Here is a 20373-nt window from a genome sequence, read left to right as displayed (position 1 = left end):
GCTGGCGCCACAGGCTGGCCTCGCCAACAACCGCGTCGTAATCACGCGCTGATCCCGAATTCGGCAGCTGATCCCGTTCTATGCGCTGATCATCCGCTCCAGCTCATCCATGTTGGGGACGATGATATGTCGAAACTTCTCGATGCGAATGACGCCGCTCTTGCGCAGCCTGGTTATCTGGCGGCTGACGGTTTCGATCGTCAGCCCGAGGAAATCGGCGATCTCGGCGCGGGAAAGCGGCAGGTCGAAGGCGGTGCTCGTGGCCGTTTGCGGTTCGGCGTGGGTGGCGATGAGGTAGAGCAGGCTTGCGACCTTCTCCTCGGCGGTGCGGCGGCCGAGCGTCAGCATCCATTCGCGCGCGGCGTCCAGCTCCTTCAGCGCCAGATCGTGCAGGCTGCGCCGCAGTTCCGGCGTCTCCGATATCATGCGGTCGAGCAGGTCGCGGGGGAAGACGCAGATTTCGACATCGGTCGCAGCCTCAGCCGACAGCGTACTTTCGCGCACGAAGGGCCTGCCGACGAAATCGGGGGCGAATTGCAGGTCGACGATCTGCTGGCGCCCGTCCGGCATCACCTTACAGAGTTTCACCACCCCGCGCATTATGTTCGAATAGAAAGAGCTTTCCGACCCTTGAGCGATGATCTCGCTGCCGGCATCGACCTTGCGGCGCAGCGAGTGGCGGCCGAGATCCTTTAACTGACCGCTCGACAGTACGCCGCAGACGACGCCGTGCCGCGCCTGGCAGGAAGCGCAAGCGACGGGAGTGCCGGCGTCGGAACCCTTACTGCGTGCAACGTCCATGTCCTGATCCCTTCAAAATCCGCGTGTGCCGGATGTGGCTGCGCATGCTGGGCATACTCAGACGCTTACGTCGCGATTGCGGGTTCGGCTATCCCGATTTCCTCCGGCGCGGCTTGATGATTACCAATTTCGCCGGGACCGCGAGTTGATCCAGATCAAAGTTTCCGTGCCATGCTGTTTTGGAAGCGCCTGCCTCGACACGAGGCCGACCCGCAGAATCCTTCAAACTTGAACGACGAAGCAAAGATCTTCCAACCCTGGGCGACGAAGCTGCCGACGTGTTTGCGCACGAGCATATCCCAAATTGTATGACGGCTACTCGCGACGGGGAAAGGGTTCAGGTCGAAAGGCATTACGGGTTGCTTCAGCTGGGTCGCCCATACTCTCCCTAGCCGATTTCGAATTGACGGCCCAGTATGTTTGTGCGACGAACGTACTAAGGCGGTGCGCGCGGCTGGTGCGGCCTGAACGCGATCGACGTTGTGTCAGATGACATCCTGAAGGAACGGGCGGATGACTGTCTACCTAATCGGAATCGACGGCGGTGGCACCAGCTGCCGAGCTGCAGTCGCCGGTGCGAACGGGAGTATCCTTGCGCGGGCTCAAGCCGGGCCAGCTAACATTCTCTCCGATCCGGATACGGCCGTCGACAACATTGCCAGTGCGACCCGCGCGGCTTTCTACGCAGCTGGCATCAATGCGCGTAGCATCGCCTCGGCGCGTGCAGTACTTGGGGTCGCAGGCAATAATGTCGGCGAGGCCGTTCACTACGTGAAAAACAGGCTACCCTTCGCCCAGGCGGACATCGAGTCAGACGGGCTGATCGCGCTACAAGGCGCGCTTGGTGATAAAGACGGAGCCGTCGCCATTTTAGGAACAGGCACGATCTACATTTCCCGCCACTGCGAAACGGTGACCTACGTCGGCGGATGGGGCTTTACTGTGGGCGACCTCGGCAGCGGTGCTCGTATTGGACATGCGCTTTTGCAAGAAACGCTGCTCGCATATGACGGCATCCACGACATGTCCGCGATGACCGCCTCCGTCCTTGCGGAATTCAAAAATGACCCGCGCAATATCGTCGAGTTTGCGCGGCATGCAAAGCCCGGCGCCTTCGGCCGCTATGCGCCGCGCGTATTCGAGCACATGAAACAGGGCGATGCTGTCGCCGCGCGCCTGTTGCAAGAAGCCGCTGTTTCAGTTGACGAAGCACTTGATCGTCTAGTCGCTCGAGGAACGCAGAAGATTTGCCTGCTCGGGGGATTGGGGCCGCTGTATTCGTCCTGGATCGCTGCACGGCATCAAAGTCTACTGGTAACGCCCGAAGGCGATGCACTGAGCGGGGCCGTGGCCCTGGCTGTGTCGCGCTTCGGGCATCTGAAAGCGATCGAATGAGCGACACGCTTGCGGCTATGCTTCCAGGATGGGGCACAGACATCAACGGCGCCGGTCCGCTCTATCAAAGGCTTCGCCTGGCGCTTGAAAAGGCGATCCTGTCGGGTAAACTCAAAGTGGGCGACGTTCTTTATCCCGAACGAGACCTCGCTGAACATGTCCGCGTTAGCCGTGTAACGGTCCGCAAAGCAATCGACCATCTCGTGCAAGACGGATTTCTGGTTCGCCGGCGCGGCTCAGGAACCTTCGTAGCCGGATCGGCGGTCCGCGCAGATCAGCCTCCGTCACGCGCGTATCTTTTGACAGGTGGCATTTCCTGGCTTGGATCGGGCAAGAAAGTCGAGTGCATCGAGCGCAGCACGTCCCATCCCGCACCAGAGGAGATGATGACACTCGGCCTGTCAAGCGACAGTCGCGTCGTGCGCATCACCCATTTGCGGAGCTCGGCGGGCCAGCCGCTTGCGATTGAACGCATATGCATTTCCTCCGAGTTCCTGCCCGACGCTCGTACCGTTACCTGTTCCATCTGCAACACACTCGCGGACGCAAACTTTAGACCCGTTCGTGCGATCCAACGCACTTTCGCACTTAACATCGAAGATCCGGACGCCACAACGCTTGGCGTCGCGGTCGGAACGGCTGGGCTTTTGACAAAACGCGTTGCCTATCTTGCTTCGGGCCGCGCGATCGAATTCACCCGCTCTCTTTTCCGAGGCAATGCCGAAGGTTTCGTCAGCGAGCTCACCTTTCTCGAAAACTGACCCCTCTTCTTACAAGACAGGATTCTATCATGCACGCCACCATGCAAACGAACATGCGCCGAGAGATCGACGAAGTTCAGAAGCTGCGGCCAGATTGCTCGGTCGCTTAGCGAATGACTTGGCTGCCTTCGATGCGGTTTGCGCGCCCTGGACTCCGAATTCGTCGTCACAGTCGCTCGAGGCTTGTCCGACCACGCAGCCATTTCCCTGAAATATTCAATCGAGCTAAGCGCGAAATTGCAGTCGCTTCGATTCGGCTGTCACTCGCATCAAACTACGGTCTCGAGCCCAACTTGGTCGCGGGCCGCCTTCCCAAGGCAGCCACGCGCGCCGTCGCCGCTTGGATTGCTCTGACAAATACGCTTCCCGCTTGCGGGACCCACCAACGCCATGAGCATGCTGAGCACAAAGGTCGGCTTGTGCCTGAAGACGACGCAGATCTCTTGGTGTTGACCCTAAGTTTGAGTTGAAGTCGAGCTGGACAGGTAGGCCAAAGGGTTTCGAGACAAGCGATCATGGTGATCTTGGATCAAATTTGCACAGGTTCTCCAATCTCATGGTCGATGCTTTCCGCTCGGAAACCTGCTGGCTTTGGCTGAGTGGAACCAGCACGCCATGAAGATTGCGATACTCTCGCCGCTTGAACGAACCTGCCTCCATTGGATATCTAGAGGCTGGGCGGTGACTGATATCGCGTTGATCGAGGGAAAGGATACCGCTGAAATTGAGGCGTGCATGGAGCGTGCGGTTATTTCACTCAACGCCGACTCAGTGGAACAGGCGCTCGAGAAAATGAAGATCACGCGGTCAGATTGATCGCCACGGTCGCTGGCGCCGGACGCTTTCACCTTGCTTTGCATGCTGCTTTTAAATGCGTCGTCTTGGCAACGTCAGCCCGCAGCAAGATCGCGCCATCGGTTTTGAAAGTACGGAGACACTGGCTCCTGAGGTCGGTGCGGCACGCCGCTGAGGTGGCACGAAAGCAGGCCGATCCGCGTGTTTGTGATAGATCCTGGCCGAGCTCCGGATTCTACCGTCAACCCGCTGAAGGTCCGCTAGGAAGTTGTGGCCGCTGCCGCTCCGCGTCGGGCTGATCGCGTCCGTCCCCTGCCTTTGAGGAGCCATTGAGCGGGAATTGGCCAGCTCCCATTGAACCTCCTTAAAGTCGCGCGATCTTTCCTTCGCACGGTCCAACGCCTTCCAGCTCTCCCGCGTCGAAGCCGATGGCGAGTACGGCGTTCTACCCTCTGACGGAATCGACCCCGACAACGATCTTGCGATCGTTCACGAATTCTTTCCCTGGCCGGCTCATTGAACCTGCCCCTGCCTCTGGCGTGCCGCTTGCGAACTGCAAGCCGCAAGGGAGGCTTCGCCGCGGTCGAGCATAGCATGATCCGACACTTGTCAGCCGCGCCCTTGCCGCCTTTGCTCTTCGCGGCTGGCCGAAGGGTGCCCGCGAAACGACGGGCAAAGAAGGCAACGAGGGCCGATCGCCGGGCGATCGGAAATAAAATGAAGAGAAGAGACATAGAAGCGCTGCGCGAACGGGTCAGTTGCGCGGCCGTTCTCGAAAGGGCGAGCTTCGCCATCGACATCAAGGAAAGCACCCGGCGGGCGATCAAGTTTCGCCGTGACGGTGAAATCATCATCGTCACGCATGAGGGGCGCGGATGGTTCGATCCGCTCAGCGATGCGAAAGGCGACGTATTCGGGCTTGTCGAGCATCTCGACCATGTCGGTTTTCTCGAAGGCGCCGAAAGGGTCGCGGATCTCGTCGGTGTCAGGATCACAGATCCGGAGTGGCAGCCCGCGAGGCGTGAAGGAGGATACAACCTCTCTCTTCCCGAGCGCTGGCAGGCGCGCCGGCGCCCATGGCACGGATCACCGACATGGCATTATCTCCATGGCGATCGTTGCCTGCCGGTGCCGTTGCTCCGCGTGGCGATCAAAGGCGACCTTCTGCGGGAAGGGCCATACGGGAGCATGTGGGCAGCTCATACGGACGGTGTCGGCGTTGTGACTGGCTGGGAGGCGCGAGGTCCGCAATACCGAGGGTTCGCCTCTGGAGGGAACAAGGTTCTTTTCCGTCTCGGGCCGCCTACTGCGTGGCGCCTGGCCGTCACCGAAGCTGCGATTGACGCCATGAGTCTCGCGGCGATCGAGGGTTTGCGCGACGGCACGCTCTATCTGAGCACCGGCGGCGGATGGTCGCCGGCCACGCAAGCCGCGCTGTGGGAACTGACCTTCCGGCCCGGCGCCCAACTCGTCGCCGCAACGGACGCCAATGCACAAGGCGATCTGTTTGCCGAGCGATTACGGGCGCTCGCCGAGGATACCGGGTGCGACTGGACGCGGCTGCGCCCGCCCGAGGAGGACTGGAACGAGACCCTGAAGATTGGGAAAAAGGAAAAACGGGAAAAGGAAAGAGGCGTGCCGCATTCGCACCGCCCGCATCAAGGGAGGCTTCGCCCGGCTGGGCCGGCCCTTGACCCGGCCGGTCGCGATGCCGGCAGCTCGGAAGGGGTCATGAAGGATTGAAGAGGATGGCGAGGTCGAGAGGACGGCGCCGCACTTCGGTCCGAAAACGCGCAAGGAGCCGCAGATGATCCCCTCTCCCGCAATCGCCAAGGTTTTTCAGGGCGTCGCAAGCCGCCAGCAGATGTTCCGCATGTTCGATCGCCACGCGCAGCGCCCAAACCGTTGGGATGGTGATGCCGCGCCATTCTACGCAGACGAATGGTTCGAGATCGGCGAGACCGAGCATGATTACATGTTCGAGATCCTACCGCCATTGTGGATCCGAGGGTCCATGTTTGCGATGCGCGAATACATGACCGGCTCGGTGACATCAGTGTTCTTCGCGCTCAGGATCGACGAGGCGATCCGGTATTTCCATGGCTATTGCGATCTTTCCGACAAGGCATCCGTCGAAACGATGCGCGTCGCCATCATCGAGCGCGAAAGCCGTCCGGTCCGGGCCATGACGCGGCAAGAGCGGCTCGAGCATATCTGGAGCACGACTGCCGACGATTACCGCGGCTATGCCGGAGACAAGTGGCCGCAGTCCGCTCGCGGCAAGCGCACCGTCGTGCTCTATGGCGGCAACGAGGGCACTTTCCTGAAGCTACTCGAGGAACTCACCGACGGGGAGATCGCTGTGAAGCTGCCGGTGCATCTTCGCCACCTTCCCTCCCCGATCGCCGCGTGAGGAGGACGCCATGTTCACTTTTAGCGCGGTCGATGTCCGTGCGGTGATCGCGCGCGGACGCACCGACGCGGCAGCCAATGGCGGTTTCCGCAATCCTCACTATGGACTTCTCCCGGACAACGACGAACGGCACGGCCTGTGGATCGTCGGCGATGAAGGCGTCTATGTGCTTTCCAACGGAAAATTGGCAGAGGGTCAAAGGGCACTCGCGGTCTATGCCGACGAGTGCGATCCGAAGACCAATCCGGACCATTGGCACTACAAGCGCCGGTATTTCGGGGGAGACGACGGCATCGTCTTCATCGACGCTGAGAGCCTGGAAGCCATGCTTTCCACAAACCCGGAAGCCACGTATCTGCGGGCGGAGTTTGCGACGGAAACAACGCAGCTCTCCGTAATCACGCGCTCGTAGCTCGCGATCGCTGCCGCCGGACGAACCAGGTCCAATTCCCACAACTCATTTTCATCCGCCTTCGCAGCCACGGGACCTGTCCCGTGGGCGATGGCGCACATCCTCGAAAAGGAGCTTTCATGTCCCACGATCCCTTCACCCTCGATATATCAGGCAGCAGTGCATTGTCGTCCGGCTTCGGCCTGGGTGTCACCGCGTTTGGCGGTTTCGCCGCCAATGACGACGATCCCGATCCACCGCCGCCCTCCCCCACGCCGGCATTGCCTCTGCCAGCTACGAAGCGGCCGGCGACGCGGAGACACGGCGAGCGAACCAACTTCTATCTCAACGACGGCGACGACCGCGGCTTGGCCGCGACCTGGAAGGAGCGGGCGAAGGCAAATCTTGCGGCCATCCTGACTGCCACCGAAATCGAAAAACAGGATCGACCCGCCACCCGTGACGAACAGGCGAAGCTGATCCGCTTCACCGGTTTTGGCGCCTCGGATCTTGCGAATGGGATTTTTCGCCGGCCCGGCGAAACTGCATTCCGCAAGGGCTGGGACGATCTCGGCGGTTCGCTCGAAAGTGCCGTCACCGAGACCGACTACGCCTCGCTCGCCCGCTGCACTCAGTATGCACACTTCACGCCGGAATACATCGTCCGCGCGATCTGGGCGGGACTTCAGCGTCTCGGCTGGCGTGGAGGCCGGGTGCTGGAGCCGGGGATCGGCACGGGCCTGTTTCCGGCGCTGATGCCAACCGCGTTCAGGGATAACGCTCGAGTCACCGGAATCGAACTCGATCCGGTCACGGCACGGATCGCCCGGCTGCTTCAGCCGAAGGCGCGCGTCATCAACGCCGACTTTGCGCGCACCGATCTCAATGCGATCTATGATCTCGCCATCGGCAACCCGCCCTTCTCCGATCGGACGGTTCGCTCGGATCGGCAGTACCGTCCGCTCGGTCTCCAACTGCACGACTACTTCATCGCCCGGTCGATCGATCTCTTGAAGCCTGGTGCACTCGCGGCGTTCGTGACCAGCGCCGGCACGATGGACAAGGCGGACGCGACGGCCCGCGAGCATATCGTCAGATCCGCCGATCTGATCGCCGCTGTCCGCCTGCCCGAGGGCAGCTTCCAGGCAGATGCCGGCACGGACGTAGTGGTGGACATCCTGTTCTTCCGCAAGCGCCGGATCGCCGAGCCGGAGGGCGATCTGTCGTGGCTCGATCTGGAGGAGGTGCACCCGGCCACATCCGACGACGGTGCAATCCGCGTGAACCGCTGGTTCGCAGAGCACCCGGATCTCGTGCTCGGCGAGCACGCCCTAACGTCTGGCCCGTTCGGCGAGACCTATACGTGCCGGCCACGCGCCGGTGAAGACCTGGAAACGGCACTGAAGGCCGTGATCGCTCTTCTTCCGGAGAATCTGTATGACGGCGAGCCGACGCAGATCGACATCGATCTGGAAGAGGAACTGGGCGAGATCGTCGATCTCCGCTCCGGCAACGACAAGGTCCGCGAGGGCAGCTTCCTCATCAATAACCGCCACGGCCTCATGCAGATGATCGACGGAGTGCCGCTCGCGGTTTCGGTGCGGAAAGGCCGGTCAGGCGACGGCCTGTCCGAAAAGCATGTCCGGATTATCAAGAAGCTGGTTCCGATCCGCGATGCCGTGCGCGAGGTGCTGAAAGCGCAGGAACGCGACCAGCCGTGGTGGGATCTGCAGGTTCGGCTGCGTATTGCCTGGTCGAGTTTCGTCCGAGACTTTGGGCCAATCAACCACACGACGGTCTCGATCTCGGAGGATGATGAGACGGGCGAGGTCCGCGAAACCCATCGCCGGTCCAATCTCCAGCCGTTCCTGGACGACCCGGATTGCTGGCTGGTGGCCTCGATCGAGGACTACGACCTCGAAACAGACACGGCAAAGCCCGGTCCGATCTTCTCCGAGCGGGTCATTTCGCCTCCGGCACCACCCGTCATCACCAGTGCGGCCGATGCGCTGGCCGTCGTCCTCAACGAACGCGGCCGCGTTGATCCCGAGCATATTGCCGAGTTGCTGCATCGCGACCCCAACGCTGTCATCGACGAACTCGGTGACGCCATCTTCCGCGATCCCGCCGATGGCTCCTGGCAGACCTCTGACGCCTATCTCTCAGGCCCGGTCCGCACGAAGCTCACCGTCGCCGAAGCGGCGGCTGCACTCGATCCAATATACGAGCGCAATGTCCGAGCGCTGCAGGACGTCCAGCCTGCCGACCTCCGGCCGTCGGATATCACCGCACGTCTCGGCGCACCTTGGATTCCGGCTGCCGATGTCGTCGCCTTCGTCAAGGAAACGATGGATGTGGACATCAGGATCCACCATATGCCGGAGCTCGGGTCATGGACCGTCGAGGCACGGCAGCTTGGCTATAGTGCCGTGGGGACCTCCGAATGGGGCACGGCGCGCCGTCACGCCGGCGAACTGCTGGCCGATGCGCTGAACAGCCGGGTTCCACAGATCTTCGACGTGTATAGGGATGTTGGGGGTGAACGCCGCGTTCTGAACGTCGTCGATACCGAAGCAGCCCGCGACAAGCTACAAAAGATCAAGGAAGCTTTTCAGAACTGGGTCTGGACTGACCCCGACCGCACCGACCGGGTGGCGCGAGCCTACAATGACCGGTTCAACGATATCGCGCCGCGGAAGTTCGACGGCTCGCATCTGAAACTGCCCGGCGCCTCCGGCGCCTTTGTTCTGTATGGGCACCAGAAGCGTGGTATCTGGAGGATAATCTCCTCCGGCTCGACCTACCTCGCTCACGCCGTCGGCGCCGGCAAGACGATGACGATGGCCGCCGCAATCATGGAGCAGCGCCGTCTCGGCCTGATCGCCAAGGCGATGCTGGTCGTGCCTGGCCATTGCCTGGCACAGGCAGCGCGCGAGTTCCTCGCCCTCTATCCGAATGCCCGCATCCTCGTCGCCGACGAGACAAACTTCACCAAGGACAAACGAGCACGTTTCCTGTCGCGCGCCGCCACGGCAGCCTGGGATGCAATCATCATTACCCATTCTGCCTTCAGGTTCATCGCCGTGCCGTCGGCTTTCGAGAGCCAGATGATCCAGGACGAGCTCGAGCTCTACGAGGATCTGCTCACGAAGGTGGACAGCGAGGATCGGGTGTCGCGAAAGCGGCTCGAGCGCCTGAAGGAAGGTTTGCAAGAGCGGTTGGAAGCGCTCTCAACGCGCAAGGACGACCTTCTCACGATCTCGGAAATCGGCGTTGATCAGATCATCGTTGACGAGGCGCAGGAATTCCGCAAAGTCTCTTTTGCGACCAATATGTCGACGCTGAAAGGCATCGACCCGAACGGATCGCAGCGGGCCTGGGACCTCTATGTCAAGTCTCGCTATATCGAGACCAAAAATCCCGGCCGCGCGCTCGTGCTGGCCTCCGGCACGCCAATCACCAACACGCTCGGTGAGATGTTCTCGATCCAGCGCCTGCTCGGCCACGAGGCGCTCCGCGAACGCGGGCTTCACGAATTCGACGCCTGGGCCTCGACCTTCGGCGACACGACGACCGAACTCGAAATGCAGCCGTCCGGTAAATACAAGCCGGTCAGCCGGTTTGCGAGCTTCGTCAACGTGCCCGAGCTGATCGCCATGTTCCGCTCCTTCGCCGACGTGGTGATGCCGGAGGACCTGAAACAATATGTGAAGGTCCCCGCACTCTCGACCGGCCGGCGGCAGATTCTCACGGCCAGGCCGACGCCGGCCTTCAAACTTTATCAGCAGATCCTCGACAGCCGCATCAAGGCGATCGAGATGCGCGAGGGCCCGGCCCAGCCCGGCGACGACATACTGTTATCCGTCATCACCGACGGCCGCCACGCGGCGATCGACCTGCGGCTGGTCATTCCGGCAAACGACGACGAGCCGGACAACAAGCTCAATCTGCTCATCGAGAACGCTTTTCACATCTGGAAGGAAACGGGCGAAAACACCTATCATCGCCCGGACGGCAAGCCCTATGAACTGCCGGGCGCCGCGCAGATGATCTTCTCCAATGTCGGCACCATCAATGTCGAGAAGACGCGCGGCTTCAGCGCCTATCGCTGGATTCGCGACGAACTGGTCCGTCTCGGTGTCCCGCCATCGGAAATCGCCTATATTCAGGACTTCAAGAAGACCGAGGCAAAGCAACGCCTGTTCGGCGACGTCCGTTCGGGCAAGGTTCGCTTCCTGATCGGCTCCTCGGAAATGATGGGCACCGGCGTTAACGCTCAGCTCAGATTGAAGGCGCTGCATCACCTCGATGTGCCGTGGTTTCCATCCCAGATCGAGCAGCGCGAGGGTCGAATCGTCCGCCAAGGCAATCAGCACGATGTCGTCGATATCTTCGCCTATGCTACGCAAGGGTCACTCGATGCTGCGATGTGGCAGAACAATGAGCGCAAGGCCCGCTTTATCGCCGCCGCCCTTTCTGGCGACACCTCGATCCGCCGGCTGGACGACCTTGGGGAAGGCCAGGCCAACCAGTTCGCCATGGCCAAGGCGATTGCATCGGGCGACGAGCGCCTGATGCAGAAGGCCGGGCTCGAAGCGGAAATCGCTCGTCTCGAGCGGTTACGCGCCGCCCATGATGATGATCTGTTCGCGGTGCGTCGGCAAGTCCGGGACGCCGAACGCGACATCGAGGTATCGACCCGGCGTATCGACGAGATCGGCAGGGATATCCGACGGCTGGTTCCGACTGCGGGAGATGCCTTCACGATGACCGTCACGGGCGTTTCATACGATGAGCGAAAGGAAGCCGGCCGCGCGCTGATGAAGGAAATCCTTACCCTCGTCCAGCTTCAACAGGAGGGTGAGATCGTCATCGCCTCCATTGGTGGCTTCGATCTCGTCTATGATGGCGAGCGGTTCGGCAGGTCTGACGGCTATCGCTACACGACCCTGCTTCAGCGCACGGGCGCGGATTACGAGATCGATCTCGCTGTCACGGTGACGCCGCTCGGCGCGGTCTCCCGCCTTGAGCACGCGCTCGACGACTTCGACGGGGAGCGGGAACGCTATCGCCAGCGGCTGGAGGAGGCGCGCAGACGTCTTGCGTCATACCAAACCCGTGACGGTGGCGAATTCGCCTTTGCCGCGGAACTGGGCGAAAAGCGTCGCCAGCTCCGGGACGTTGAGGCGGAATTCGCAGCCGAGGCGCGCGAGGCAGGTACCTCTGCCAGGCAATCAGCTTGATCTTGGAAGCAGTGCCGCATGCGCATAGGTGCATTGCACAATAAATGTTTTCCATCTGATCAAAAAATGATCATAGTGCACACAGCTGATGCACATGGCGGTCTCCTCCCAGTGCCGCCGCAACAGCTGTTCCCCTCTGGAGGTTTTTGACCTTCACACTTCATGGGCCTCGGTTTTCCGACGGCCCATTTTTTTGTTCCCTCGCAACCAGATTTCGAGCTCTGTAGCAGAGCGCTTATCAGAAGAAGTTGGGAAAGGGAGAAGGGGAAAGGGAAGGAGAACCGATCGCAGATCGGTCCTCCCGCCGCCGCTGTCGCTCAACCGCCGCCTCCGCATCCCGGCCACTCGTCCTTCGCAGGGCTGTTAGCCCCGCTTGTCCTTCGCGGCAGGGCTGCTCGACCGCTGTTGCGCCGGTCGGGCCGCTTTGCGGTCCGGAAGATGTCTTCAGGAAAAAAATGAAGACAGGAAGGACCGGCAGAGGGCCAGGTCCGCATCCCCCGGAAAGGAACACTCCCATGCAACTCATGAAGGTCGATCCGCGTGCGCTGAAGGACAATCCCGACAATACCCGCCAGTCGAAGTCGACGCCCCAGGCCGACGCGCTGCTGCTTGCGACCATCAAGGCCGTCGGCATCATCCAGCCGCCCGTCATTTTCGCCGAAGCCGGCGGCAACGGCTATGTCATCGAAGCCGGTCACCGGCGCACCCGCATGGCGATCGCCGCCGGCATCGAGGAAATCGATGTTATCGTCGTCGAGGCGGCCAACGACAATGGCGCGATGCGTTCGATGATCGAAAACATCGCGCGCGAACCGCTCAATCCGGTCGACCAATGGCGCGGCATCGAGCGCCTCGTTGCTCTCGGCTGGACCGAGGAAGCGATCGCGATTGCGCTGGCGTTGCCGGTCAGACAGATCCGGAAGCTTCGACTGCTCGCCAATGTGCTGCCGGCGATGCTCGATCACATGGCCAGGGGCGACATGCCAAACGAGCAGCAGCTTCGCACGATTTCCGCGGCGTCGCTCGACGAGCAGAAGGAAGTCTGGAAGGCCCACAAGCCGAAGAAGGGTGACACGGCATCCTGGTGGGCGATCGCCACCGGCCTCACCAAGACCCGCATGTTCGCGCGCGATGCGAGCTTTGGCGACGATCTTCGCCAGGCCTATGGCATCGAATGGGCGGAAGACCTGTTCGGACCGGCTGACGAGGACAATCGCTTCACGACGAACGTCGAAGCGTTCCTCGGTGCGCAGCAGGAATGGATGAGCAGCAATCTCCCGAAGAAGGGTTCCATCGTCGAGCTCAACAATTGGGGCCAGCCGCAGTTGCCGCCGAAGGCGGAGCGTGTCTACGGCAAGCCCGGCAAGGGCGATTGCACCGCCATGTATCTCGATCGAGAGGGCAAGGTGCAGTCCGCCCACTTCCGGATGCCGGAGGCGAAGAAGGCGAACGGCAAGGCCGATCCGACCGCGCCCGGCGGTGAGGACGGAAACGAGGCCATCGATGTTGCAGCCAAGACCCGTCCCGACGTGACCCGAAACGGCCTCGACATTATCGGCGATTTCCGCACAGACGCTCTGCACGAGGCATTGGCACGAGCGCCGATCGAGGACGATATCCTGATGGCGCTGCTCGTCCTCGCATTCGCCGGGCAGAACGTCTCGGTCGACTCCGGCTCCGAAACCTCCAACCATCTCTACGGCTCCAGGCGTTTCGCCCGGCACGCTGTCCGGCTGATCGGTGAAAGCGGTAAACTGGAGTTCGCCACGGACACGCTTCGTGTCGTGGCGAGGTTGACCCTGATCGACGCACTGTCGGCGCGGACCAACCGCACGGACAGTGGTATTGTCGCCCGGATCGCCGGGGATGCCATCGGCGCCGACACCTATCTTCCGAACATGGGCACGGAGCAATTCCTCGCGTGCCTATCGCGTCCGGCACTGGAAGCGTCCTGCGGCGGTAGGAGTGTCGCTCCCCGCCCGCGCGTCAGGGACACCCGGGCTGCCCTTGTCGAGCACTTCAAGGAAGAGCGTTTCGTGCATCCGTCCGGCCTCTTCGCACCCGATGACGTGAAGCTGGGCGAGTGGCTGGCCAAGAACATGGAGCAAGGGGGCGAGGACGACGATGCACCCGCCGACGGGCCGATGGGCAGCATCGAGGACGGCGGCAACGCAGCCGACACCGGGCTCGAAGAACTGGATGAAGCCGACGCTGACACCAGCACTGAGGATCCCGATACCGCTTACGGAATTGCGGCCGAGTAACCCTCTCCCACAACGTCATACTGATCGATACCGCCGCCGGCCATCACCGGCGGCTGCTTTGTTTCCACACCTCAAAATAGGAGAACGAAGATGTCTGCGTCTTTGATTTATGACCTCGCCCCGATCGGCTCGATTGTCGTCTGGTCCGACGGCACGCCCCGCCCGCCCGAGCGCCACAGGAAGAAGCTCGCCGCCTGGGAAAACCGCAACAGCAAGGGCAGGCTGATCCGCAAACAGGGCAAGCGCGGCATCGGCAATGCCAACCTGTCGCCGGATTTCACGCTGCATGAGGGCGATTTCGGCGGCAATGGCGTCATCACGATCCGTATCCACAGGACGTTCTCGCTCGACAGCAGCCTGACATTCAAGGTGATCGAGCGCCCGCAGCTCGGCCACGTCAGGGTCTTCGACCGCGCCGGCGACAACGCCGAACTCGTCCACCTCGCCGCTAATCGCCAAGCCGCGGAGGAATGGTTGGCCCGGCATGGCTATCCCGATGTCGTGCTGGAAGAGGTCACTGCCGATGAAGTGGCGGCCGATCACGTCGAGGGGAGGGTCGCGGCATGAACACGCCTGCTCTCCAAGCCAAAGCAGCTTCCGCCCGTGATTTGCCAGGGCCGGAGTTCAGCCGCAGCGCCGATGACCTGCCTGTCGCCCGTGTCGGCGATCTCGTTTTCGCCATGGTGTCGGGACGCGATGGCCAGCATTTTCTCGTGAGCGCCTGGCGTGTGGCACGGCCGCTTTCCGAACTCAAACGCGACGACTTCTATTCGCATCATGGCGCCGTTGCGGATGAGGCGGAATTTCAAGCACGGATGTTCGAACAGGCCGAACACAGCCGCGAGCTCCGGGCGCTCGCCCGGCCAACGGTTCGGATGAACTGCTCCACCCCGTGGGGACCTTCGCAGGGCGCCACCGTCTACGCGGAGGGTATCGTCTCTCACACCACGGCCGGGCATGGCGGGTTCAAGTTGTGCAACGAGTGCAACGTCAAGATTCATCCGATGCTTCGTTGCGCAGGCGGCTGGTACGAAGAAGATACCGCGTGGGCCGCGATTGCCCTCGCCTATCCGAATCTCTTTACCGGATACGAGCGCAAGTGCGCCGATCGGACGATCCGGGATTAGTGGCCCGATGCCTGGGAAGCGATCTTCGGTCGCCCCCTTGCGCCCGGTGAATCCCATGAGAAGGATCGCCGCGCCTTCGAGCGGGAGCATGCCGGCGACTGGATCGTCATCTCCGCGCTACGCTCGGAGCAGCATGCCGGGATAACCGAAGTCATCGCCACGATCGGCGGGCTGCGGGCAACCGATGAAGAACGCCGCTATCTCGTGCCAAGAGACGAGTACGAGGTTGGCCGATTTGGCTTCGTCATCGATCCGGCGCGCCACGCTGCCTATGACGGACCGTCGTCTTTCATCAATTGGCAGGCGCGGGTGACCAGTCCATGAAACCGGTCAGTCCCTGCGTTCTTCTGTTCCGCATGGAGGCGGCGCGGCGAGAGACCCACCACCATCTCGATCGCATTCACCGGCAGATCACGGGCCGGGCCGAACGCAGAGCGGCCACCGAGAAGGCGAAAGCCCGCTCGCACCGCCGGGGCGGGTCGCGGTGGACGCGCTCCGACGAACAGCTGTTGCAGGATCACGTCGAGCGGCTCAGCTTCGAACGGCGAACGGAAATCGCTGCCCTAGCTCGCAAACTCCAACATCAGGAGCGGGCGATCACTACCATGCGTCTGATGCTCGGCGATGATGCGGGTAATGCGGCGGCGTGAGTCTGACCGTATGGGGGCTTTCGTGGCGGCTGATCCGCGCTGGAGGAAGGGATGCGGGCTGTCGGTCGCGAGGCGCTCTCTCCTCCGGGGTTTCGGAGCCTTAGCCCGCCCCGCCGGTCTGCCCTTCGTTTTCGCTGCGGTCTGAACCGGCGGCCGGTCGTTTCAAGGTCGCTGGCGGCGCCGCGGAGCGGCCGGTGCAGCCTCCCTCGCAAAACGGCTCCGCGTCCTTCGCAGGGCTTTACCCCGCTTGTCCGCAAACCCGTTTCGCTCGTCCGGCCGTCCCGGACCTGTGAAAGCGCCCGTCCTCAGCCGGTTCCTGTCGATCGCATCGAAGGGCAGACCGGCAGGGGCCGGAGCCGCTTCGGTGGAAACCACGAAAGGAAGATCCCATGGCCAAGCCCGCAACCAATCGACCCTCCCCCCGCGTCGTGCCGCTCCGCAAGGGCGCGACCCTCGAGATGGTCAGGCTCACATGCCCGGACACCGTCCAGGCAATGCTGATTGCCGAGAGTTTTGGAACGGCGGTGGTCGACAGTGACGGCGTCCGTGAGCTCCATGAGCGCCTGATCATTGAGACCGCCGACAGCCTCTCGGACGGCCTCGGCGAGAAGGCGATGCAGATCCATCTCCAGCGCATCGTCGGGGCCTATGTCGGCTCGGCGCACGGAGCCGGCCAGTTCTACAGCCGCGCCGTCACCGAGGCCCGAGACGCCACCGCCAAATCGGCAAACGATGCCCGCGACGAGGATCTCGATGGCCCGGTCGGTTACGACAGCGCCGCCCAGCGCAAACGCGAATTCGCCGCCGACATGGGCATACAGTCCCACGCGTTGCGGATGGCCGCCGAGGGCGCAGTCGCTGCTTACAGCCACGTCATCGGCGAAGCCTGGAAGCCTTTCGACCGCCCGGTCGAAAACCCGGGCCAGTCGCTCGACCGCAAGGCGGCGGAGGCGCAGATGGCGGCACTCGGTTGAGCCGTTTTTCGCGCGGAGCTTCGGCTCCGCCCTTTCTTCCCTCTCCCTGATCATTAGGCCGGTTCCTTTGGGACCGGCCTTTTTCCAGGTCATCAGAAGGAAGAGAAACATGGACCCCGCTCGCCACGCGACCCCGTCCCGGTCGGCGGTCCTGCAGGAGCCGGTTGTCCGCCGCAACGGCTTCGCCGTCCTTCTCTCCGTTCCGGCAGTTCCGGTGCGGCATGCCACCCGATCGCTCCTGCCTTCGGACCTCCGCGACGGGGCCGCGGTGGGCGCGGCCCCCAAAACGGAGGATAATGACATGAGCAGGAAAGCCGAGGGCGAACGCGCCGACATCTATGCACGGATCACGGCCCGGATCGTTGCCGATCTGGAAAAAGGTGTAAAACCCTGGATGAAACCCTGGCACGCGGCCAACACCAATGGCCGGATTACCCGGCCGCTACGCTACAACGGTCAGCCCTATTCGGGCATGAACATTCTGTTGTTATGGTCGGAGGGAATGGCGCGCGGCTTCACCTCACCCATGTGGATGACGTTCAAGCAGGCGCTCGAACTGGGAGCGGCGGTGCGCAAGGGCGAGACCGGTTCGACGGTCGTCTTCGCCAGCCGCTTCACCAAGTCCGAGGCGGACGGCAATGGTGGAGAAGTCGACCGGGAAATCCCGTTTCTGAAAGCATATACAGTGTTCAACATCGAACAGATCGACGGGCTGCCGGAGCCGTACCATCACAAACCCGGTCCGGTGCTCGATCCTGACGAGCGCATGGAGCACGCCGATCGCTTTTTCCGCAACACCGGCGCAGTCATCCGCCATGGTGGGGTGCAGGCCTATTATTCGCCAGTCACGGACCACATCCAGATGCCGCCGTTCGAGACGTTCCGCGACGCCGCGTCTTACGTGGCAACCCTGAGTCACGAAAGTTGCCATTGGACGGCGCGCGCCGATCGCGTTGGGCGCGATCTCAGCCGATATGCCAAAGACAAGAGCGAGCGGGCTCGCGAGGAACTGATCGCCGAACTTGGAAGCTGCTTCCTTTGCGCTGATCTCGGGATCGCACCGGAGCTGGAGCCACGGCCGGACCATGCGTCTTACCTCGGCTCGTGGCTGAAGGTTCTATCCGACGACAGGCGGGCCATCTTCCAAGCCGCGGCACATGCCCAGCGTTCTGTCAACTTTCTGCACGGACTCCAGTCCATCCAGGCCGACAACAGAGCGGCTGCGTAGGAGACGTCAAGGTCGGTCGTTGTCACCCGCAACGGCCGACAGGTTTCTAGGCTCTTTCTCCGCCGGCGTGTGCTGATCGGACGTGAGGTCCAGTTTCACCCAGATCGATGGTCTTGGATCGGTGGCTTTCAGTTTTCGGGACTGCTTGATTTCGACGATAAACGGCTTTGTCTGCTGACGCATAGATCCTCCAGGCGACGAATCGCAAGCGCACGATACCGCGTTAATGGCAGGAGGCAACTGCCCGGCCGGCCGAGTTTGTCGCATCCGAATTCGACGCTATGACTTGGAGACAGGGTAACGGTTTAGCGGCTGCGGTGTCTCGGCACGGTAACGCCATGACGAGGGCCGCCATTGCCTTGTTCCTCCCATCGCTGTGATAGCCACGTCCCGCGCGGGCTCGATGAGGCATGTCTGATCGAAGACCGGCTTAGCCTCGATCGTTCTCCCGCAACGGCCGTCCGCAACTTTCTTCCCCTGCGAACTGCGTTCGCATTCCTCGCGGGGCAACAAAGCCGCTCCCCGCCGCCCTCCACGTCGTTTCGGCCCCTTCGGGGTGCGGTCCGATCGTCCCCGATCCTTGCGACAGCCATCGAGGCCGCGAAGGGCGCGGCCCGAAACAACCGAAAGAAAGGAACAGACAATGGCTACCATCGGCACCTTCACCTCCACCGAAAGCGGCTTCACCGGCTCGATCCGCACCCTCGCACTCAACGTCAAGGCCCGCATCGCCCGCATCGAAAACCCCTCCGACAAGGGTCCGCACTTCCGTATCTACGCCGGCAATGTCGAGCTGGGTGCGGCCTGGCAGAAGCGCTCCAGCGAGACCGACCGCGACTACCTCTCGGTCAAGCTGGACGACCCGAGCTTCCCGGCGCCGATCTACGCAACGCTCACCGAGGTCGAAGGCGAGGACGGCTACCAGCTGATCTGGTCCCGCCCCAACCGGGATTGAGATCCCACCAAGGCCCCGCCGCCTAAGGCGGGGCCAACGGGCCGCTTTGAGAAAGCAGGCAACGGGCGTCGAGCCCGTTTCCAGCTTTTTGGGTGCCATACGGGGAAGTGGGGTCTGCTCATATCAAGCCAATCGTGCCGTGGAGCCGGGCCAGCCTCAAGGACGAGCGGTCCCCCCAAAATGCTTGGCGCATTTCGGCTCCCCCACTCGCCGCCGCTGGCGGTCGCATGCGCGATCCTTGACCCTGACCCACCGCCACGACGGTGGGCGTCATCTTTCTCAAACATCAAGGAGATGACGATGATCGAACAACAAATCCAAGAACTGCGCGCTGAGCTGAACGCCTGCGTTGAGCCCGCCGAGCGCCGCCAGATCGAAGCCGAACTCGAAATCGCCCAGGCCGAGCTGACCATGATACTTGCCGAACAGGACGGTTCCATCAATGCCGAGCCGCCCTTCTGAGGGCGCATAATCACCAACACTGCCAGTCCGCCGGCATCCACAGCACGGAGATGAGCGATCCACTGCCGCTCTCCTTTCGATCTCTGTCATCGACATCGGGGATGTTGCATCCCGTCCGTCGCGCCGCAAGCTGCCGGCGCCAGAATTTTCCCCACCGCGTTGCGGCTCCTCGCAGGCCAAAATTCAGGCGCCGGTCGAGATCGAGGCGTCGTTCGAGACCGACTGGAACCGGCGAGAATAACGCGCCAACAGGGGCCGCTTCGGCGGCCCCTGTTTCGCTATTTGAGAGATCGGAGACGATTGGGGTCAGCTCTGCAAATATCGCAGAGTTGTTCTGGGCCGATAGCCGCGAGTACGTTTTTGCTTCAACAGTTCAAGGAATAAGTGAACCGCTTCCTCTTCCCGTTCGAACACATGCCGTTTCTCCTGGCCACGCTTGCCGATCCGTCCCCATCGCCGGATCAGGCAAGCCTCTCCGAACATCGTCTGCTCGATCTCCATGGCATAATACCGCGCCATGTTCTTGGCTGGGTCCGATCGTTCGACATAGAGCTGGTAGGGTTGCGAAATCATGCCGGCATGATCGCCACACGTCGCCGCCACGTCCAACGACATATGTGAATCTTACAAGTGCGACCGATTCATTTTCGTGAAGAATGGCGTGTCGGGCGAGGCGCCGACGGCGCACGGCTCTAGTCGCGCTGCGACCCGAGCCCGCACGCGGTCTGCGCCCTGGCGGGTTACGATCCTCTCGCGGCAAGACGCATTCCTGTGCCTGCTATCTTAATGGGATATGGCCGGAACGTCCCATGGCCAGCGGTGCTGGCAAGCGGTCGCGTCCTTTCAGGACGCGGTTTAATCTCTCTCTGACATCCCATTTTGCACCCGTCGTTCCGGCGTCAAGGACATCGCGG

17 protein-coding genes and 1 pseudogene are annotated in these 20373 nt (G+C 62.1%); 15 read left to right on the top strand and 3 right to left on the bottom strand.

The window, feature by feature from the left end:
• Nucleotides 1-78 precede the first annotated feature (78 nt).
• Nucleotides 79-801, bottom strand: a complete 723-nt coding sequence (locus RWK44_RS34480; RefSeq protein ID WP_168301585.1) for a Crp/Fnr family transcriptional regulator — start codon at nt 799-801, stop codon at nt 79-81.
• 513 nt (nt 802-1314) lie between these two features.
• Here RWK44_RS34480 and RWK44_RS34475 point away from each other — a divergent pair.
• The 13 genes and pseudogenes from RWK44_RS34475 (at nt 1315) to RWK44_RS34415 (ending at nt 18042) form a co-directional block, all read left to right on the top strand.
• A complete protein-coding gene (locus RWK44_RS34475; protein WP_221965955.1) occupies nt 1315-2196 on the top strand; it encodes an N-acetylglucosamine kinase in 882 nt (293 codons plus the stop codon).
• Nucleotides 2193-2957 carry a GntR family transcriptional regulator gene (locus RWK44_RS34470; protein ID WP_316030144.1) on the top strand — a complete coding sequence of 255 codons (765 nt, stop codon included), beginning with the start codon at nt 2193-2195 and terminating at the stop codon, nt 2955-2957. Before RWK44_RS34475 ends, RWK44_RS34470 begins: the two co-directional genes overlap by 4 nt.
• 615 nt (nt 2958-3572) lie before the next feature.
• On the top strand, nt 3573-3773 hold the full coding sequence (locus RWK44_RS34465; RefSeq protein ID WP_310856088.1) for a hypothetical protein: 201 nt from the start codon (nt 3573-3575) through the stop codon (nt 3771-3773).
• A gap of 696 nt (nt 3774-4469) precedes the next feature.
• A complete protein-coding gene (locus RWK44_RS34460) occupies nt 4470-5495 on the top strand; it encodes a DUF3991 and toprim domain-containing protein (protein ID WP_310856120.1) in 1026 nt (341 codons plus the stop codon).
• A 64-nt stretch (nt 5496-5559) separates the two neighbouring features.
• The gene (locus tag RWK44_RS34455; RefSeq protein WP_127431454.1) at nt 5560-6165 is read left to right on the top strand and encodes a DUF1419 domain-containing protein; all 606 of its coding nucleotides are present in this window, start codon (nt 5560-5562) and stop codon (nt 6163-6165) included.
• 10 nt (nt 6166-6175) lie between these two features.
• Nucleotides 6176-6577: a DUF3085 domain-containing protein gene (locus tag RWK44_RS34450; RefSeq protein ID WP_127431455.1), complete on the top strand. Its 402-nt coding sequence runs from the start codon at nt 6176-6178 to the stop codon at nt 6575-6577.
• 119 nt (nt 6578-6696) lie between these two features.
• A complete protein-coding gene (locus RWK44_RS34445) occupies nt 6697-11799 on the top strand; it encodes a DEAD/DEAH box helicase family protein (RefSeq protein ID WP_316030143.1) in 5103 nt (1700 codons plus the stop codon).
• Between the two features lie 515 nt (nt 11800-12314).
• A complete protein-coding gene (locus tag RWK44_RS34440) occupies nt 12315-14063 on the top strand; it encodes a ParB N-terminal domain-containing protein (protein ID WP_316030142.1) in 1749 nt (582 codons plus the stop codon).
• 90 nt (nt 14064-14153) lie between these two features.
• On the top strand, nt 14154-14630 hold the full coding sequence (locus RWK44_RS34435; protein WP_310856090.1) for a hypothetical protein: 477 nt from the start codon (nt 14154-14156) through the stop codon (nt 14628-14630).
• Nucleotides 14627-15514: pseudogene (locus RWK44_RS34430) on the top strand (DUF7007 domain-containing protein). The gene RWK44_RS34435 and the pseudogene RWK44_RS34430 overlap by 4 nt, the downstream one beginning before the upstream one ends.
• Nucleotides 15511-15840, top strand: coding sequence for a hypothetical protein (locus RWK44_RS34425; RefSeq protein ID WP_310856091.1), 330 nt, complete (start codon nt 15511-15513; stop codon nt 15838-15840). The pseudogene RWK44_RS34430 and the gene RWK44_RS34425 overlap by 4 nt, the downstream one beginning before the upstream one ends.
• A gap of 389 nt (nt 15841-16229) precedes the next feature.
• Complete coding sequence (locus tag RWK44_RS34420; protein WP_127431459.1) at nt 16230-16814, top strand: hypothetical protein; 585 nt, start codon at nt 16230-16232, stop codon at nt 16812-16814.
• A 301-nt stretch (nt 16815-17115) separates the two neighbouring features.
• Nucleotides 17116-18042: an ArdC family protein gene (locus tag RWK44_RS34415; RefSeq protein ID WP_168259702.1), complete on the top strand. Its 927-nt coding sequence runs from the start codon at nt 17116-17118 to the stop codon at nt 18040-18042.
• A gap of 6 nt (nt 18043-18048) precedes the next feature.
• Here the strand turns inward: RWK44_RS34415 and RWK44_RS34410 are convergent, their stop codons facing one another.
• Nucleotides 18049-18225 (bottom strand): hypothetical protein, encoded by a 177-nt coding sequence (locus RWK44_RS34410; RefSeq protein WP_164735976.1) that lies wholly within the window; start codon nt 18223-18225, stop codon nt 18049-18051.
• 460 nt (nt 18226-18685) lie between these two features.
• Between RWK44_RS34410 and RWK44_RS34405 the strand changes: the two genes are divergently transcribed.
• Complete coding sequence (locus RWK44_RS34405) at nt 18686-18997, top strand: DUF736 domain-containing protein (RefSeq protein WP_127431460.1); 312 nt, start codon at nt 18686-18688, stop codon at nt 18995-18997.
• A 300-nt stretch (nt 18998-19297) separates the two neighbouring features.
• Entirely contained in the window at nt 19298-19459 is a 162-nt protein-coding gene (locus RWK44_RS34400; protein ID WP_168259652.1) for a hypothetical protein, read from the top strand.
• Nucleotides 19460-19765: 306 nt separating this feature from the next.
• On the opposite strand, the gene RWK44_RS34395 is transcribed toward RWK44_RS34400, so the two are convergent.
• Nucleotides 19766-20074 (bottom strand): WGR domain-containing protein, encoded by a 309-nt coding sequence (locus RWK44_RS34395; RefSeq protein ID WP_127431462.1) that lies wholly within the window; start codon nt 20072-20074, stop codon nt 19766-19768.
• Between the last annotated feature and the right edge of the window lie 299 nt (nt 20075-20373).

The organism is Rhizobium sp. 25PS6 (genome assembly GCF_032464655.1).
GTDB lineage: Bacteria > Pseudomonadota > Alphaproteobacteria > Rhizobiales > Rhizobiaceae > Rhizobium > Rhizobium laguerreae.
Note: the sequence above shows the minus strand (reverse complement) of the source record. Positions and strands in the feature narration are given on the sequence as shown.

What these genes read in the sequence shown, in the direction of transcription:
- RWK44_RS34480 (WP_168301585.1), bottom strand. Translation starts at nt 801, where the DNA reads ATGGACGTTGCACGCAGTAAGGGTTCCGACGCCGGCACTCCCGTCGCT.
- RWK44_RS34475 (WP_221965955.1), top strand. Translation starts at nt 1,315, where the DNA reads ATGACTGTCTACCTAATCGGAATCGACGGCGGTGGCACCAGCTGCCGA.
- RWK44_RS34470 (WP_316030144.1), top strand. Translation starts at nt 2,193, where the DNA reads ATGAGCGACACGCTTGCGGCTATGCTTCCAGGATGGGGCACAGACATC.
- RWK44_RS34465 (WP_310856088.1), top strand. Translation starts at nt 3,573, where the DNA reads ATGAAGATTGCGATACTCTCGCCGCTTGAACGAACCTGCCTCCATTGG.
- RWK44_RS34460 (WP_310856120.1), top strand. Translation starts at nt 4,470, where the DNA reads ATGAAGAGAAGAGACATAGAAGCGCTGCGCGAACGGGTCAGTTGCGCG.
- RWK44_RS34455 (WP_127431454.1), top strand. Translation starts at nt 5,560, where the DNA reads ATGATCCCCTCTCCCGCAATCGCCAAGGTTTTTCAGGGCGTCGCAAGC.
- RWK44_RS34450 (WP_127431455.1), top strand. Translation starts at nt 6,176, where the DNA reads ATGTTCACTTTTAGCGCGGTCGATGTCCGTGCGGTGATCGCGCGCGGA.
- RWK44_RS34445 (WP_316030143.1), top strand. Translation starts at nt 6,697, where the DNA reads ATGTCCCACGATCCCTTCACCCTCGATATATCAGGCAGCAGTGCATTG.
- RWK44_RS34440 (WP_316030142.1), top strand. Translation starts at nt 12,315, where the DNA reads ATGCAACTCATGAAGGTCGATCCGCGTGCGCTGAAGGACAATCCCGAC.
- RWK44_RS34435 (WP_310856090.1), top strand. Translation starts at nt 14,154, where the DNA reads ATGTCTGCGTCTTTGATTTATGACCTCGCCCCGATCGGCTCGATTGTC.
- RWK44_RS34425 (WP_310856091.1), top strand. Translation starts at nt 15,511, where the DNA reads ATGAAACCGGTCAGTCCCTGCGTTCTTCTGTTCCGCATGGAGGCGGCG.
- RWK44_RS34420 (WP_127431459.1), top strand. Translation starts at nt 16,230, where the DNA reads ATGGCCAAGCCCGCAACCAATCGACCCTCCCCCCGCGTCGTGCCGCTC.
- RWK44_RS34415 (WP_168259702.1), top strand. Translation starts at nt 17,116, where the DNA reads ATGAGCAGGAAAGCCGAGGGCGAACGCGCCGACATCTATGCACGGATC.
- RWK44_RS34410 (WP_164735976.1), bottom strand. Translation starts at nt 18,225, where the DNA reads ATGCGTCAGCAGACAAAGCCGTTTATCGTCGAAATCAAGCAGTCCCGA.
- RWK44_RS34405 (WP_127431460.1), top strand. Translation starts at nt 18,686, where the DNA reads ATGGCTACCATCGGCACCTTCACCTCCACCGAAAGCGGCTTCACCGGC.
- RWK44_RS34400 (WP_168259652.1), top strand. Translation starts at nt 19,298, where the DNA reads ATGATCGAACAACAAATCCAAGAACTGCGCGCTGAGCTGAACGCCTGC.
- RWK44_RS34395 (WP_127431462.1), bottom strand. Translation starts at nt 20,074, where the DNA reads ATGTCGTTGGACGTGGCGGCGACGTGTGGCGATCATGCCGGCATGATT.